This is a genomic window from Aeromonas crassostreae, from assembly GCF_054052445.1.
On record NZ_JBSTYM010000018.1, the window covers coordinates 64,533 to 80,836 of the forward strand.

At 61.5% G+C, this 16,304-nt stretch carries 11 protein-coding genes; 9 read left to right on the forward strand and 2 right to left on the reverse strand.

What is annotated here, in order from left to right; translation table 11 throughout:
* The first annotated feature begins 53 nt into the window (after positions 1-53).
* The 5 genes from ACW5W4_RS14375 to ACW5W4_RS14395 all read left to right on the forward strand — a co-directional run bounded on the left by ACW5W4_RS14375 (position 54) and on the right by ACW5W4_RS14395 (position 8,717).
* Complete coding sequence (locus ACW5W4_RS14375; protein WP_456689830.1) at positions 54-3,116, forward strand: beta-galactosidase; 3,063 nt, start codon at positions 54-56, stop codon at positions 3,114-3,116.
* A gap of 221 nt (positions 3,117-3,337) precedes the next feature.
* Positions 3,338-4,324, forward strand: a complete 987-nt coding sequence (gene mglB / locus ACW5W4_RS14380; protein WP_408796011.1) for a galactose/glucose ABC transporter substrate-binding protein MglB — start codon at positions 3,338-3,340, stop codon at positions 4,322-4,324.
* Between the two features lie 53 nt (positions 4,325-4,377).
* On the forward strand, positions 4,378-5,898 hold the full coding sequence (gene mglA / locus ACW5W4_RS14385) for a galactose/methyl galactoside ABC transporter ATP-binding protein MglA (RefSeq protein ID WP_456689831.1): 1,521 nt from the start codon (positions 4,378-4,380) through the stop codon (positions 5,896-5,898).
* A gap of 16 nt (positions 5,899-5,914) precedes the next feature.
* Complete coding sequence (gene mglC / locus ACW5W4_RS14390) at positions 5,915-6,925, forward strand: galactose/methyl galactoside ABC transporter permease MglC (protein ID WP_427261218.1); 1,011 nt, start codon at positions 5,915-5,917, stop codon at positions 6,923-6,925.
* Positions 6,926-6,983: 58 nt separating this feature from the next.
* Complete coding sequence (locus ACW5W4_RS14395) at positions 6,984-8,717, forward strand: methyl-accepting chemotaxis protein (RefSeq protein WP_456689832.1); 1,734 nt, start codon at positions 6,984-6,986, stop codon at positions 8,715-8,717.
* 910 nt (positions 8,718-9,627) lie between these two features.
* Here ACW5W4_RS14395 and ACW5W4_RS14400 read toward each other — a convergent pair.
* Positions 9,628-9,804, reverse strand: coding sequence for a hypothetical protein (locus ACW5W4_RS14400; protein WP_456689833.1), 177 nt, complete (start codon positions 9,802-9,804; stop codon positions 9,628-9,630).
* 774 nt (positions 9,805-10,578) lie between these two features.
* Between ACW5W4_RS14400 and arcA the strand changes: the two genes are divergently transcribed.
* From arcA to ACW5W4_RS14420, 4 genes are all read left to right on the forward strand, one after another.
* Positions 10,579-11,799: an arginine deiminase gene (gene arcA, locus ACW5W4_RS14405; protein WP_456689834.1), complete on the forward strand. Its 1,221-nt coding sequence runs from the start codon at positions 10,579-10,581 to the stop codon at positions 11,797-11,799.
* Between the two features lie 61 nt (positions 11,800-11,860).
* Positions 11,861-12,787 carry a carbamate kinase gene (gene arcC / locus ACW5W4_RS14410; RefSeq protein WP_456689835.1) on the forward strand — a complete coding sequence of 309 codons (927 nt, stop codon included), beginning with the start codon at positions 11,861-11,863 and terminating at the stop codon, positions 12,785-12,787.
* 90 nt (positions 12,788-12,877) lie between these two features.
* Positions 12,878-13,882 carry an ornithine carbamoyltransferase gene (gene argF, locus ACW5W4_RS14415; protein ID WP_456689836.1) on the forward strand — a complete coding sequence of 335 codons (1,005 nt, stop codon included), beginning with the start codon at positions 12,878-12,880 and terminating at the stop codon, positions 13,880-13,882.
* A 119-nt stretch (positions 13,883-14,001) separates the two neighbouring features.
* Positions 14,002-15,405: a YfcC family protein gene (locus ACW5W4_RS14420; protein ID WP_427261224.1), complete on the forward strand. Its 1,404-nt coding sequence runs from the start codon at positions 14,002-14,004 to the stop codon at positions 15,403-15,405.
* A 132-nt stretch (positions 15,406-15,537) separates the two neighbouring features.
* On the opposite strand, the gene ACW5W4_RS14425 is transcribed toward ACW5W4_RS14420, so the two are convergent.
* Positions 15,538-16,029: an arginine repressor gene (locus tag ACW5W4_RS14425; protein ID WP_427261225.1), complete on the reverse strand. Its 492-nt coding sequence runs from the start codon at positions 16,027-16,029 to the stop codon at positions 15,538-15,540.
* Positions 16,030-16,304: the final 275 nt, after the last annotated feature.

A 16,304-nucleotide genomic window follows, 5' to 3' on the forward strand; every position in this document is an offset into this window, starting at 1 on the left:
ACAACTCCACTACACTGCGGCTGTTTTACGAACGATCCAGGGAGAGAGGAAGCATGCTCAGGGAGATATTGGTGCGCCGGGGCTGGCAGAACCAGGGTGTCACATCGGTCAACCGACTGGCGGCCCATACCCCCCTCGCCAGCTGGCGTGACGAGGCGGCGGCGCGGGCCGATCTGCCATCTTGCTCCCGTTTGTCCCTCGATGGCGACTGGCGCTTCTCCTGGTTCGAGGCCCCGGAGCGGGTGCCCGAGCAGTGGGTTCATCAGGATCTGGTTGATGCCTGCCTGATCCGGGTGCCGGGCAACTGGCAGCTGGACGGGGCCTATCCGGGCACGCACCCCGTCACCGACGGTCCCATCTACACCAACATCAAGTATCCCTTCCCCTGCGATCCGCCCCGGGTGCCGGCAGAGAACCCCACCGGCTGCTACTCCCGCGAGTTCGAATTGCCTGCCGAGTGGCTGGCCGGCGGCCAGACCCGGATCATCTTCGACGGGGTGAGCAGTGCCTGCCATCTGTTTTGCAACGGCCACTGGGTCGGCTACTCCCAGGACAGCCGATTGCCCGCCGAATTCGATCTGACTCCCTATTTGCACGGCGGTCGCAACCGGCTGGCGGTGCTGGTGCTGCGCTGGTCCGATGGCTCCTATCTGGAGGATCAGGACATGTGGTGGCTGTCGGGGATCTTCCGCTCCGTCAGCCTGCTGCACAAACCGGCCCGTCATCTGATGGATGTCCGGGTCACCCCTGTGCTGGATGCCTGCTATCGGGACGCTCGCCTCAAGATTGAGCTGCAGGGGGCCAACGGGGCCGGTCTGTCGGTGGCAGCCAACCTCTATGACGGCGACGAGCGGGTGGCGACCCTGTGCCGGCCGCTCGGCACCGGGACCATCGATGAAAAAGGGGCTTACGACGATCGCGCCGAGCTCTGGCTCGAGGTGGCGGCGCCGCGTAAATGGAGCGCCGAGACCCCCCACCTCTATCGCCTGACCCTGACCCTGCTGGATGAACAGGGGGAGCCCATCGAGAGCGAGGCCTGCGACGTGGGCTTTCGGGCGGTGGAGATAGAGGGGGAGCTGCTGCGGCTCAACGGCCAGCCTCTGCTCATTCGCGGCGCCAATCGCCACGAGCACCACCCCGCCACCGGGCACGCGGTGACCCCGGCCGACATGGAGCAGGATCTGATCCTGATGAAGCGGCACAACTTCAACGCGGTGCGCTGCGCTCACTACCCGAATCATCCCGAGTTCTACCGGCTCTGCGACCGGCTCGGTCTCTATGTGGTGGACGAGGCGAACCTGGAGACCCATGGCATGAGCCCCATGGGGCGACTGGCGCGAGATCCCGGCTGGAGCGGCGCCTTCCTGGAGCGGGTGACCCGCCTGGTGGCGCGGGACTTCAACCACCCCAGCGTCATCATCTGGTCGCTGGGCAACGAATCCGGCTATGGCCCGGCCCACGATGCCATGTATGCCTGGGTCAAGGGCACGGATCCGAGCCGCCCGGTGCAGTATGAGGGGGGCGGCGCCGACACTCCGGCCACCGACATCATCTGCCCCATGTATGCCCGCACCCATCAGGATCAACCCTTCCCGGCCGTGCCCAAGTGGGCGCTGACCAAGTGGATCGGCCTGCCCGGCGAGCGGCGCCCGCTGATCCTGTGCGAATACGCCCATGCCATGGGCAACAGCCTGGGGGGCTTTGCCGAGTATTGGCAGGCGTTTCGCGATCACCCCAGGCTGCAAGGTGGTTTCGTCTGGGATTGGGTCGATCAGGGGCTGGACAAGTTGACCGAGGATGGCCGCCACTTCTGGGCCTATGGCGGCGACTTTGGCGATCGGCAAAACGATCGCCAGTTCTGCATCAATGGCCTGCTGTTCCCCGACCGCAGCCCCCATCCCGCCCTGTTCGAGGCGAAGCGGGCCCAGCAGCCCTTCGTGCTGACTCTGCTCGAACGCCAGCCGCTGACGGTGGCGATCCGCAGCGAATATCTATTTCGCGAGACGGACAACGAGCGGTTGCGGTGGCGGCTGTGCGAGAACGGCGTGGTGGTCAGCGAGGGGGAGTGCGCGCTCGCCCTGGCGCCCCTGGGCAGTGTGACGCTCACCCTGCTGGAGCGGCTGCCCGCCTTTGCCGCAGGTTCTCTCGCCTGGCTGGATCTGGCCATAGTGCAGAGTGCGGCCACCCCCTGGTCCGAGGCGGGGCACGAGGTGGCGCGCCAGCAATGCATGCTGCCGACGCCCCTGGCACTGCCCCTGACCCGGGCACCCGCTCCGTTGAGTGAGCAGCCGGATCACTGGCGGGTCCAGACTGCCGCCAGCACCTGGCGGCTGGACAAGGCGAGCGGCCGCATCTGCAGCTGGCAGAAAGCGGGCCGTGAGCGCCTGCTGGGGGCCATGGCGGATCACTTCTATCGGGCGCCGCTCGACAACGACATCGGCACCAGCGAGGCGGATCATCAGGATCCCCACTCCTGGATCGCCCGCTGGCAGGCGGCGGGATTGCCTCATCTGCAACACCGTTGCCTCGGCACTGTGCGGGAGGGGGAGGCCAGCCTGCGGGTGGAGCATGGCTACTTCGTCGGCGAGCAGCTGCTGATCCTGAGCCGCTGGCACCACAGCTTCAGCCAGGATGGGGCCATGGAGATCGCCATCGAGGTCCAGGTGAGCGAGGCGATCTCCTCCCTGCCTCGCATCGGCGCCCATCTCTGGCTGGCCGATGAGGTCGAACGGGTCGATTGGCTCGGGTGCGGCCCCCATGAAAACTATCCGGATCGCCTGCTTGGCGCCGATCTCGGCCGCTGGCAGCTGCCCCTGGCCGAGCTGCACACCCCCTATATCTTCCCCACGGACAACGGCCTGCGCTGCCAGGTGCGTGACTTGCGACTGGGGGATCTCAGGGTGGAGGGAGAGTTTCACTTCAGCCTCAGCCCCTATCGCCAGACCCAGCTGGCCGAGGCGCGCCATCAGTGCGATCTGGTGGCGGAAGGTGGGCTTCATCTGTGCCTGGATGGCTTCCACATGGGGGTGGGGGGCGATGACTCCTGGAGCCAGAGCGTGCGCCCGGAATACTGGCTGACGCCAGGGAGATACTATTGGAACTGTGTACTAGGCTGAACGGGGCCATGAATGGCAACAGGCAGGGAGGCGTGCGAGATAAAATAAATATAACTATTTGTTTTATATCAAATAACACCTTGTGTAACAGAGTGTAAACGTTTTCATTTTGTCGTCAGGATCACAGAAAGGATCATAACAACCCGATTACATTAACGTCACACCGGTTCAGTGGGTGTACCGCTTTCCTACAAAACAGATAGACACATCGGAGCATAACAATGAGAAAAATCACGACAGTCGCCGCCCTGCTGATGGGACTGACCGCAGGGACCAGCGCCCAGGCCGACACTCGTCTGGGCGTTACCGTCTACAAGTACGACGACAACTTCATGGCGGTAGTGCGCAAGGCCATCGAGAAGGAGGCGGCAGCCAACCCCGGGGTGGAGCTGCTGATGAACGACTCCCAGAATGACCAGTCCAAGCAGAACGACCAGATCGACGTGCTGCTGGCCAAGGGGGTGAAGGCCCTGGCCATCAACCTGGTGGACCCGGCGGCGGCCCCTGTCGTGATCGAGAAGGCTCGTGCCGACGAGATCCCCGTGGTGTTCTACAACAAGGAGCCGAGCGCCGCCGATCTGGCCAGCTATGACAAGGCTTACTACGTGGGTACCGACTCCAAGGAGTCCGGTATCATCCAGGGTCAGCTGATCGCCAAGCATTGGGCCGCCCATCCCGAGTGGGACCTGAACAAGGATGGCGTCATCCAGTTCGTGCTGCTCAAGGGTGAGCCCGGCCACCCGGATGCGGAAGCCCGCACCTCCTATGTGGTCAAGACCCTGAACGACGGCGGTCTCAAGACAGAGCAGCTGCACATGGATACCGGCATGTGGGATACCGCCATGGCGAAAGACAAGATGGACGCCTGGATCTCCGGCCCCAACGCCAACAAGATCGAAGTGGTCATCGCCAACAACGACGGCATGGCGATGGGCGCGGTCGAGTCACTGAAAGCCCAGGGCAAGACTGCCATCCCCGTGTTCGGCGTCGATGCCCTGCCGGAGGCCCTGGCCATGGTCAAGAGTGGTGCCATGGCGGGCACAGTGCTGAACGATGCGGCCAACCAGGCCAAGGCCACCTTCGATCTGACCAAGAATCTGGGTGAAGGCAAGGCGGCGGGTGAAGGCACCAACTGGAACATCGTCGACAAGGTCGTGCGCGTTGCCTACGTGGGTGTGGATAAAGACAACCTGTCTCAATTCGAGTAATCCCCTCCTCCAGGGCAAGGGCGACCCCCTTGCCCTCTCTTCAACCAGATGTGATGGCTGATATGACAACACAGCAACAATCAGAATGGCTGTTGGAGATGATTGACGTCAGTAAGAGTTTTCCCGGCGTCAAGGCACTCGATAATGTCAATTTACGGGTCCGTCCTCATTCTGTGCATGCGTTGATGGGCGAGAACGGGGCGGGAAAATCCACCTTGCTCAAGTGCCTGTTCGGCATCTATGAGAAGGATCAGGGCAAGATCTTCTTCAAGGGGCAGGAGGTCAACTTCACCTCCTCCAGGGAGGCGCTGGAGAACGGCGTCTCCATGGTGCACCAGGAGCTGAACCTGGTGTTGCAGCGCACCGTGATGGACAACATGTGGCTCGGCCGCTACCCCACCAAGGGCTGGTTTGTCGACCACCACAAGATGTATGACGACACCAAACGCATCTTCGACGAGCTGGACATCGACATCGACCCCAAGGTCAAGGTGGGCACGCTCTCGGTCTCCCAGATGCAGATGATCGAGATCGCCAAGGCGTTCTCCTACGACGCCAAGATCGTCATCATGGACGAACCCACCTCCTCCCTGACCGAGAAGGAGGTCAATCACCTCTTCAAGATCATCAACAAGCTGAAAGAGAAGGGGTGCGGCATCGTCTATATCTCCCACAAGATGGAGGAGATCTTCCAGCTTTGTGACGAGATCACCATATTGCGGGATGGCCAGTGGGTGGCGACCCAGCCGCTTGAGGGCATGACCATGGATCAGATCATCGGCATGATGGTCGGTCGCGAGCTGACCCAGCGTTTCCCGGAAAAAACCAACCAGCCCAAAGAGGTGATCCTCGAAGTCGAGCACCTGACGGCCAAGAACCAGCCCTCCATCCAGGACGTGAGCTTCAACCTGCACAAGGGGGAGATCCTCGGCATCGCCGGTCTGGTGGGGGCCAAGCGTACCGACATCGTCGAGACCCTGTTCGGCATTCGCGACCATAGCGCGGGGATCATCAGGATCCATGGCAAGGTGGTGGCGAACCATACGGCCCACGAGGCCATCCTGAACGGCTTCGCCCTGGTGACCGAGGAGCGTCGCTCCACCGGCATCTATTCCCGGCTCGACATCGCCTTCAACTCCCTGATCGCCAACATGGACAGCTACAAGGGCTCCATGGGGCTGCTCAGCAACAACAAGATGAAGAGCGACACCCAGTGGGTCATCGACGCCATGCGGGTCAAGACCCCGACCCAGCAGACCCAGATTGGCTCCCTCTCCGGCGGCAACCAGCAGAAGGTGATCATCGGCCGCTGGCTGCTGACCCAGCCGGAGATCCTGATGCTGGACGAGCCGACTCGCGGCATCGACGTGGGCGCCAAGTTCGAGATCTACCAGCTCATCCTGGAGCTGGCGAAGAAGGACAAGGGCATCATCATCATCTCGTCCGAGATGCCGGAGCTGCTCGGCATCACCGACCGCATCCTGGTCATGAGCAACGGCCGGGTCGCCGGGATCGTCAACACCAAAGAAACTGACCAGAGCGAGATACTGCGCCTGGCATCTCTGTACCTCTAGAGACAGGAAGACATTTATGGAGTCGGCTAAAAATTTCAATCTGATGCAGGCGCTCAAGGAAAACGCCATCTATTTGGTGCTGCTGGTGCTGCTCATGGTCATCGTGATCCAGGAGCCCTCCTTCCTCAGCCTCACCAACCTCAGCAACATACTGACCCAGTCCTCGGTGCGGGTCATCATCGCCCTCGGGGTGGCGGGCATCATCATCACCCAGGGGACGGATCTCTCGGCCGGGCGCCAGGTCGGTCTGGCGGCCCTGATCGCCGCCACCATGCTGCAGGCGCTGACCAACGTCAACAAGGTGTTCCCCAGCCTGGGAGAGGTGCCGATCCCGGCGGTGATCCTGCTGGTGTGCGCCGTGGGGGCCCTGATTGGCCTGGTCAACGGCCTGATCGTCGCCTACCTGAACGTGACGCCCTTCATCACCACCCTGGGCACCATGATCATCGTCTACGGCATCAACTCCCTCTACTTTGATTCGGTGGGCGCGTCGCCGGTGGCCGGTTTCGATCCCCGCTTCTCCAGCTTCGCCCAGGGCTTCATCCGGATAGGCAGCTTCAAGCTGTCGTACCTGACCTTCTATGCGGCCATCGCCAGCGTCTTCGTCTGGGTGCTGTGGAACAAGACCCGCTTTGGCAAGAACATCTTCGCCATCGGCGGCAACCCGGAAGCGGCCAAGGTCTCCGGGGTCAACGTGGCGGTCAACCTGGTGGTCATCTATGCCCTGGCCGGGGTCTTCTACGCCTTCGGCGGCATGCTGGAGGCGGGCCGGGTCGGCAGTGCCACCAACAACCTGGGCTTCATGTACGAGCTGGACGCCATCGCGGCCTGCGTGGTGGGCGGCGTGTCGTTTGCCGGTGGTGTGGGGACGGTGGCCGGTGTGATCACCGGGGTGCTCATCTTCACCCTGATCAACTATGGCTTGACCTATATCGGGGTCAGCCCTTACTGGCAGTTCATCATCAAGGGCGGCATCATCATTCTGGCGGTGGCGCTGGATTCCATGAAGTACGCCAAGAAGAAGTAAGCATTGGCAGAGAGGGTCGGACATGTTCCGGCCCTTTCTCTTTGGAGGGACCCACCCCATGGCATTCAAAGTCAAAATCTACGTCCTGCTGCTGCTGGCCATCCTGGTCACCATCGGCACCGCCTGGCTCAGTGTGAATCACTTCATCAGTGGTTACATCCGCACCCAGTCCACCCAGAACATCAATGAACAGATAGCCCTGGTCAAAGAGAAGCTGGCGGGGGACATCAACCAGAAAATCCTGCTGGCGGCCAACCTCAACTTCGGGGTGACCAATGTCAAGAAGACCCTGGAGGAGACCGGCTTTCACAACATCGTCAAGGTGATCGGCGACATGGCCTTCGACGTGAACGGCGTCATCGACGATAAGGCCAGGGTCGATGCCCTGCGCAAGCTGATCCCCGAGGCCGGCAACCGGATCACCGTCAGCCCGCTGCAACAGCTGGATGGCAAGCCGGTCATCACCATATTGGTGCCCAGGGGCGCCGATTCCGCCTACCTCTATTACCTCGACATGAGCGAATTCCAGCGTCTGCTGGAGGAGATGAGCGGGGAGGGGCGCTCCTTCGCGCTGGCCGACAGCCAGAGTCAGCTGCTCTACAGCAGCAAGCCTCAGGGGGAGAGCGAGTCTCGCCCCAACCAGCTGGATATCCGCGGCAGCCAGTGGACCCTGACCGGCTATGTGGATCTCGACCATATCCGCGCCATGACCCAGGCCATCAATGGCAAGATCACCCTGGCCCTGCTCGCGGTCGCCCTGGTGGTGATGGTGCTGGCCATGGTGGCGCTCAATCTGGCCTACCGCCCCATCCTCTCCCTCAAGGGGCTGGTGCTGGCCCTCAGTGAGGGAAATGGTGACCTGACTCGCCGCCTGGCGGTGACTAGCAAGGATGATCTCGGCCAGATCTCGGACGGTATCAACCGCTTCATCGCCCAGTTGCAGGAGATGATGCTGGCGGTGAGCCAGGCCAGCGGCCAGCTCCATGACGACATCGGTGGCCTGACCGGCCAGACCCGAACCGCCCAGCAGTTGCTGCTGACCCATGTCAACGAGACGGAGCAGGTGGTGACCGCGGTCAACGAGATGAGCGCCACCGCCGTCTCCGTCTCCCGCAGCGCCGCCGACACGGCGCACCTGACCATGCAGAGCGAGCAACTGGCGAACGCGACGCGGGAGGTGGTGGATGGCGCCATGAACAGCGTGATGGCGCTGGTGGCGGAGGTGGAGGCGACGGCAGGATCGGTCCAGGCCATGCAGCAGGAGGTGCAGCAGATAGGCTCGGTGCTGGGGGTCATTGGCAGCATCGCCGAGCAGACCAACCTGCTGGCCCTCAACGCCGCCATCGAGGCGGCCCGGGCCGGTGAACAGGGCCGTGGTTTCGCCGTGGTGGCCGATGAGGTGCGCTCCCTCGCGGGCCGCACCCAGCAGAGCACGGCGGAGATCCAGGCCATGCTGACCAGATTGCAGCGGGGCAGCGCCAGCCTGGTCGATGCCATGTCAATGACGCGTCAGCGTTGCCAGAGTGCCGCGGAGAACACCACCCGGGTCAATGACTCGCTCGATGTGATGATGGGGGAGGTGGTGGAGATAAATGGCCTCACCACCCAGATTGCCACCGCTGCCGAGCAGCAGAGTGCGGTGGCCGAGGAGATCAATCGCAACATGACGGCCATCGCCGAGGTGATCCGCCAGCTCAAGGGCAATGGCGAGGCCACGGTGGCGAGCGCGGGGGCGATGCGGCAGACCTATGATCGGTTGGGCCAGATAGTGGCGCATTTTCGACTGGCGTGAGGCAGCAGCCCCCATGGGGCGGGTGTCGGCAACAGGAGACGGGGAGGGCGGCGCAGGCAGCCCTTTTCATTGGCGCCCGCTTTATCGGTATCGCGGCAAGGGAAGGCGGCCAAGCCCAAGCCGGTGCAGGCTGCCTGCTACATCGGCATCGCGGCAAGGAGGAGGTGGTAAAAAGACAAAAAAGATGGGGGCGACTCACGTCGCCCCCGATAGTCTTATCGTTCATATCCGTGAACGAAGTTGCTCCCTGCAATCCCTGACTATACCTCTTCCTTTAGGTTTCCCCTTCCCAATCCTTTGGGGTGTCCTTTAGCCATCATGGCCAGACGAGTCATCCATTCCCGTCGCACTTTCTCCGTCCTGGGAGGTGTCCTTTACCACATCCTGTGGTGAGTCCATTTGCCTAACCCTGGCAGCCAATCTTCCTGATTGACTTCGACTGCGTCCGTGCAGGAGTAACTATAAGGATTTTCGACCCGCCCACAACGCCATACTGAAAAACGTTTTGATGGATTCGTTCTCATTGGCCGAAGAGATGCGCTTTATCGCAACAAGATCATATGGTTAATGATTTAAGCTGGCGCTTTTAACACGCATCAATCCGATTATGACAGTCAAGTGCCAGGGCGATCTCTCTCGCCATGAATGGCGAATGTCTCACAAATTCCTCGCCGCCACCCAAGCCGGGTCAGGTTGCCTGGACTCACTCAGGATGGCGCAGAGGCGCCGGGCAAAAGAGGATGGCAGCGATCGGGACAGAGGAAGGGTTGGGGGCATCGCGGCAAGGGGCCGCGACAGACCGGCTGCATGGCCCAGGTCTGGCGCCGAAACGGCGGAGCGGAGAAAGGGAAAGGGAAAGGGAAAGGGAGGTTGGGGGGCAAGAGAGGAGGCGAACCTCCCCTTGTCTTGGCTAGTAGTGCTGGCGCCCGCCGTGCCAGATGCAGATGTACTCGGGCACCAGCATCTGCGGCTTGTTGTCCACATGGCAGACCACCAGCGGCATGGCCTGGGCGCCATCGGCTCGGGCCAGGGTGGGGGTTATGGGCACAACCAGGGCGACGAGCAGAAGCAGGGGTTTGATGTTCATGGAGCTCTCCTTGATGACATTGATGACGGAAGCGTTAACGTCATATGGATACCGTTGTGATCCGGATCACTTTTTTAGTTAAGTTGAGGCGGCCCTCACCGCAAGGATTTGGCATAAATTCAACTAATGAAAAAAGTTTCAAAATAGTTGAGGGGAGCGTCGCGAAGCGTCGTGCCGGCAAGATGCGTTTTTCTTGCATAGCCAGCCGCGAAGGCCCTTGGTGACTGGGGCGGATACACCCTTCCCCGCTGGCTTGATTCCTTTGCCTTGATCCAGGACAAGAAAATATCTATGCATCAAACCCCATCGGGATGACTTTTTATCCCGGCGTCTTCCTCATGATCCTCAATGAAAAATGCAAAGGCTTGCATATAAAGCTGTGCATCTCGCCAATTGACATCTAATTGATTGTATTTAAAGGAAGATGATATCTTTTGTGGCCTATTGAATACTGGTTTGCCGGAGGGGGATGGTCGCGAAGAAAAGAATAAAATAATGAATAAATGCATATGAATGCGAAGGGGGTGCCGGACGAATTGACAGTTATGTCGGTGGGTTCAAACAAACATACTGCATTTTATTCAGTCTGGACTGAATGTGACCCATCTCTAAGTTTTGGTGTTTTCGCAGGCCTAACCTCTATCTCGAAAGGCATAGGCAGGATAGAACACAAGCCAAGTACCCTATATAAAGAATATCCCGCCTGAGCCATGAGAAAGAATAGAAGGAGTCTATTCAATCACTCGCATGGACCCCAAGAGACGGAATATAACCATGAGCAAATTTTATGTAGGTTCTGAAGTTGGCCAACTGCGCCGTGTCATGTTGCATCGCCCCAATCTCAGTCTCAAGCGCCTGACGCCTTCCAACTGCCAGGATCTGCTGTTCGACGATGTCCTCTCCGTCGAGCGGGCCGGTGAAGAGCATGACAAGTTCGCCCAGGTGCTGCGGGATCAGAATGTCGAAGTCTTCCTGCTGACCAAGCTGCTGGCCGAGACCCTGGATGTGCCGGAAGCCAAGACCTGGCTGCTGCAACATCAGATCTCCGATTATCGTCTCGGGCCTTCCCTTGCCAATGACGTGCGTTGCTTCCTGGCGGACATGCCCCATCACGAGCTGGCCCGCATCCTCTCCGGCGGCCTCACCTACGGCGAGATGCCGTTCAGCGGCGTCAACATGGTGGTGGGCATGCACGCCCCGACCGACTTCATCATAGAGCCGCTGCCCAACCACCTGTTCACCCGCGACACCTCCTGCTGGGTCTATGGCGGCGTCTCCATCAACCCCATGGCCAAGGCCGCCCGCCGCCGCGAGACCAACCATGTGAAGGCCATCTACCGCTGGCATCCCCAGTTCGCCGGTCAGGATTTCATCAAGTACTTCGGTGACGAGGATCGCGACTATGACAACGCCACCATCGAAGGGGGCGACGTCCTGGTCATCGGCCGCGGCGCCGTGCTGATCGGCATGTCCGAGCGCACCACACCGCAAGGGGTCGAACACCTGGCCCGCAGCCTGTTCAAGCATGGCCAGGCCAGGCAGGTCATCGCCATGGAGTTGCCGAAACACCGCAGCTGCATGCACCTGGATACCGTCATGACCCACATGGATATAGACACCTTCTCCGTCTATCCGGAAGTGATCCGCAAGGATGTGAACTGCTGGAGCCTGACCCCGGGCGGCGCCACCGGCATGAAGATCAAGGAGGAGGGCTACTTCGTCACCGCCATCGAGCAGGCGCTGGGGGTGGATCAGCTGAAACTCATCACCACAGGCGGTGACAGCTTCGAGGCCGAGCGCGAGCAGTGGAACGATGCCAACAACGTGCTGACCGTACGCCCCGGTGTGGTGGTGGGTTACGAGGGCAACACCTACACCAACGAGAAGTACGACAAGGCCGGCATCACAGTGCTGCCCATCTCGGGCAACGAGCTGGGCCGTGGCCGCGGCGGTGCCCGCTGCATGAGCTGCCCGATGGAACGTGACGGCATCTGACAAGACGGCGTGGCGCCGGTAGAGGCGGGCGCCACTTCTCCAGCGAAACGAGAACCAGACCATGAAAAAACCAACAGTCGTCGTCGCCCTGGGAGGCAATGCCCTGCTCCGCCGCGGTGAGCCCCTCGAGGCCGACATCCAGCGCAAGAACATAGGGACCGCCGCCAAGACCATCGCCCGCATCGCCGAGCAGTACAACGTGGTGCTGGTGCACGGCAACGGCCCGCAAGTGGGCCTGCTGGCCCTGCAAAACAGCGCCTACACCAAGGTCTCTCCCTATCCCCTGGATGTGCTGGGCGCCGAGTCCCAGGGCATGATCGGCTACATGCTGATCCAGGAGCTGAAAAACCTGATGCCGAGCCGCAACGTCACCGCCCTGCTGACCCAGGTGCAGGTCGATCCTGAGGATCCGGCCTTCGCCAACCCGACCAAGTTTATCGGCCCCGTCTATGAAGAGGCCGAGGCCCGCGCCCTGGCGGCCGAGAAGCAGTGGAGCGTCAAGGCCGACGGCAACTTCTTTCGCCGGGTGGTGCCCTCCCCGCTGCCCCGGCGTATCGTCGAAGGCGATGCCATCGAAACCCTGATCGCCCAGGGCCACCTCATCATCTGTACCGGGGGTGGCGGTATTCCGGTGACCTGGGACGGAGAACGGCTGACCGGTATCGAGGCCGTCATCGACAAGGACATGTCCGCCGCCTACCTGGCCAAGCAGATCAAGGCCGATGCCCTGCTGATCCTGACCGATGCCGATGCCGTCTACCTGGATTGGGGCAAACCGACCCAGCGCCCCCTGCGCACCACCAGCCCGGCCGAGCTGGCCGGCATCCCGTTCGATGCCGGCTCCATGGGGCCCAAGATAGAGGCATCCTGTGAATTCGTGACGGCGACCCGGGGACGTGTCGGTATCGGCTGCCTGGAAGATGGTCTGGCCATCCTCAGGGGGGAGGCCGGCACCAGCATAGTGGCCAATCTTGCCATCCCCGCCTGAGGGGAGCACTGACCCTACATCTGTCGACCTCGAGTGCGCAGCCCAGGCTGCCACCCGGAACAATTTGAATGAATAGAGAGAGAACTCATCATGGCTTTTAATCTGCGTAACCGTAACTTCCTGAAACTGCTGGACTTCACCCCGCGCGAAATCCAATACATGATCGATCTCGCCATCGACCTGAAAAAAGCCAAATACGGTGGCTACGAGCGCAAGCACCTGGCAGGCAAGAACATCGCCCTCATCTTCGAGAAGACCTCCACCCGCACCCGCTGCGCGTTTGAAGTGGCGGCCTTCGATCAGGGCGCCCAGGTCTCCTACCTTGGCCCGAGCGGTTCCCAGATCGGTCACAAGGAGTCGATGAAGGACACAGCCCGGGTGCTGGGCCGCATGTATGACGGCATCGAATACCGTGGCTACGGCCAGGAGATAGTCGAAGAGCTGGGCGCCCATGCCGGCGTGCCGGTCTGGAACGGCCTGACCAACGAATTCCACCCGACCCAGATCCTGGCGGACTTCATGACCATGCTGGAGCACGGCAAGGGCAAGCGCCTGGATCAGATCACGTTCGCCTACCTGGGGGATGCCCGCAACAACATGGGCAACTCCCTGATGGTGGGCGCCGCCAAGATGGGCATGGACATCCGTCTGGTGGCGCCAAAAGCCTTCTGGCCGCAAGAGGAACTGGTCGCCCAATGCCGCCTGATCGCCGAAGAGACAGGGGCGCGCATTCACCTGACCGAAGACGTGAAGGAGGGTGTGCTGGGGGCCGACTTCCTCTACACAGACGTCTGGGTTTCCATGGGTGAGGCGAAGGAAGCCTGGGATGCCCGGGTGAAACTGATGACCCCCTATCAGGTCAACATGGACGCCATCAACGCCACCAAGAACCCGGATGTGAAGTTCATGCACTGCCTGCCGGCCTTCCACAACGACGAGACCACCATGGGCAAGGAGGTGGCGGACAAATACGGCATGAAAGGGCTGGAGGTGACCGAGGACGTATTCGAATCCGATCACTCCATCGTCTTCGACGAGGCGGAGAACCGGATGCACACCATCAAGGCCGTGATGGTGGCGACCCTGGGCGACTGAGACCGCAGTAGTGGTGCCGGGGGGTAACCCCCGGTTTTACAACCATGTGACAGCGGAACTATACCTCTAACCCTACCCGCAGCCTGCATGGATACCACCCCACAGAAGGATGTTGGACCATGACAAAATTCAAGTTCCCGTCAGCCTACACCATATTGTTTGTGCTGATCGCGTTCGTCGCCGCCCTGAGCTGGATAGTGCCGGCCGGCAAATATGAAATGGCCATGAACGAAGCCCTCGGCAAGGAGGTGCCGGTGGCCGGTACCTACCAGTTGGTGGAGGCCAATCCCCAGGGGATCGTCGACGTGCTGCTGGCACCCATCGATGGCCTCTACAATCACGACACCTATGAGGCAGGCGCCATCGACGTCTCCCTCTTCATCCTGATCATCGGCGGCTTCCTTGGCATAGTGACCAAGACAGGGGCCATCGATGCCGGTATCGAACGGGTCACCTACCGCCTGCGTGGCCGCGAGGAGTGGATGATCCCCATACTGATGGCGCTGTTCGCCGCCGGGGGCACCATCTACGGCATGGCCGAAGAGTCGCTGCCGTTTTACACCCTGCTGGTGCCGGTGATGATGGCCGCCCGCTTCGACCCCCTGGTCGCCGCCGCCACCGTGCTGCTGGGCGCCGGGATCGGGACGCTGGGCTCCACCATCAACCCGTTTGCCACCGTGATCGCCGCCAACGCCGCCGGCATCTCCTTCACCGACGGCATCTGGCTGCGGATCGCCATGCTGGTGGCCGGCTGGCTGCTGTGCGTGGCCTATGTGATGCGCTACGCCAAGATGGTGCGAAGCGATCCCAGCAAGTCCCTGGTGGCCGACAAGTGGGAAGAGAACCGCGCCCACTTCCTCGGCAACAAGAGCGACGAGATGCTGGAGTTCACTCTTACTCGCAAAATCGTGCTGGGGATCTTCGTCGCCGCCTTCGCCGTGATGATCTACGGGGTGGCCGTGCTCGGCTGGTGGATGGCCGAGATCTCCGGCGTCTTCCTGGCGTCCGCCATCATAGTGGGCCTCATCGCCCGCATGAGCGAGGAGGAGCTGACCACCAACTTCATCGACGGTGCCCGCGACCTGCTGGGTGTGGCCCTCATCATCGGTATCGCCCGCGGCATAGTGGTGGTGATGGACAACGGCATGATCACCCACACCATATTGCACAGCGCGGAGGGCCTGGTGACCGGCCTCTCCACCGTGGTGTTCATCAACGTCATGTTCGCACTGGAGGTGGTGCTCTCCTTCCTGGTGCCGTCCTCTTCCGGTCTGGCGGTGCTGACCATGCCGATCATGGCGCCCCTTGCCGACTTCGCCAACGTGGGCCGCGAGCTGGTGGTCACCGCCTATCAGTCTGCCTCCGGCCTGGTGAACCTGGTGACCCCGACCTCCGCCGTGGTCATGGGGGGCCTGGCCATCGCCAAGGTACCCTATGTGCGCTGGCTCAAGTGGGTAGCGCCGCTGCTCGGCATCCTGACCGTGCTGATCGTGGTCTGCCTGAGCCTGGGGGCCAGTCTCTGACGGCCGCCAGTCATGGAGAAGGGAGCCATAGGCTCCCTTTTTTGTTGCACCTCCGGCCATGCCGGACAACACAGAGGCGACCCTGGGTCGCCTCTGTGTTGTCATGGAGCTGTCTGGCAGTGCAGGGCCCGGCTAGCGGGCCTGGGCCAGGGTGCGCAGCACGGCCTCGTGGGCCTGACGGGTGCGGCTGACGTGGCGCGGGGCGACCAGCACCACATCGTTGCCGGCCACGGCCCCCAGGATCTCGGGGTTGGCGTGGCGATCCAGCAGGCGCGCCACCACGGTGGCGGCCCCCGGGGTGGTGTGGATCAGCACCAGCTGGCGGTTGTGGTCCACGGAGCGCACCATGTCGTGCACCGAGCGGCGACAGCCAGAGGGCTCCAACTGATCCTCAACCAGGGTGTAGACCTTCTTGCCGCTGGCGTTCTGGGCCTTGGCCACGCCGAGGCGGCGCAGCAGGCGGGAGATGGTGGACTGGCTGATGTCGGCGAACCCCTGCTGAGCCAACTCGGTGCGGATCTCTTCCTGGGTGCTGAAGCAGTGCTGGCCGACGATGCGACGACAGGCATCGAGCTGCGCCGTGTCGGTTTCCTGCTCCGCCGGATGGGGATGGGTCTTGACCAAGGTGGATATCCTTTGGCGTTATCATCAGCGAGATCTGCGAACGGGTGCGGTGACACTGGCGGGATCGACTGACGAGAGCGTATAGGGTAGTGGATCCATGGTGCTAACCATGGCAGAGGTGGCAAATTATAACCAATGGGCCAACGCAGGCTGTGACCCGCATCAAAAATGGGCCCCTCGGGGCTAATGCCAGTCAGTTAAGGCTGACTGGCATTGTTTTTATTGGCTTTTTTCACACTGTACTTCTGTGGTCTTGGCTTCACGCAGCGGGGGTA

Bases quoted from the DNA above. Each gene is read 5' to 3' on its own strand.
- mglB (WP_408796011.1), top strand. From the start codon at position 3,338: ATGAGAAAAATCACGACAGTCGCCGCCCTGCTGATGGGACTGACCGCA.
- arcC (WP_456689835.1), top strand. From the start codon at position 11,861: ATGAAAAAACCAACAGTCGTCGTCGCCCTGGGAGGCAATGCCCTGCTC.
- ACW5W4_RS14395 (WP_456689832.1), top strand. From the start codon at position 6,984: ATGGCATTCAAAGTCAAAATCTACGTCCTGCTGCTGCTGGCCATCCTG.
- ACW5W4_RS14420 (WP_427261224.1), top strand. From the start codon at position 14,002: ATGACAAAATTCAAGTTCCCGTCAGCCTACACCATATTGTTTGTGCTG.
- mglA (WP_456689831.1), top strand. From the start codon at position 4,378: ATGGCTGATATGACAACACAGCAACAATCAGAATGGCTGTTGGAGATG.
- ACW5W4_RS14400 (WP_456689833.1), bottom strand. From the start codon at position 9,804: ATGAACATCAAACCCCTGCTTCTGCTCGTCGCCCTGGTTGTGCCCATA.
- argF (WP_456689836.1), top strand. From the start codon at position 12,878: ATGGCTTTTAATCTGCGTAACCGTAACTTCCTGAAACTGCTGGACTTC.
- ACW5W4_RS14375 (WP_456689830.1), top strand. From the start codon at position 54: ATGCTCAGGGAGATATTGGTGCGCCGGGGCTGGCAGAACCAGGGTGTC.
- mglC (WP_427261218.1), top strand. From the start codon at position 5,915: ATGGAGTCGGCTAAAAATTTCAATCTGATGCAGGCGCTCAAGGAAAAC.
- arcA (WP_456689834.1), top strand. From the start codon at position 10,579: ATGAGCAAATTTTATGTAGGTTCTGAAGTTGGCCAACTGCGCCGTGTC.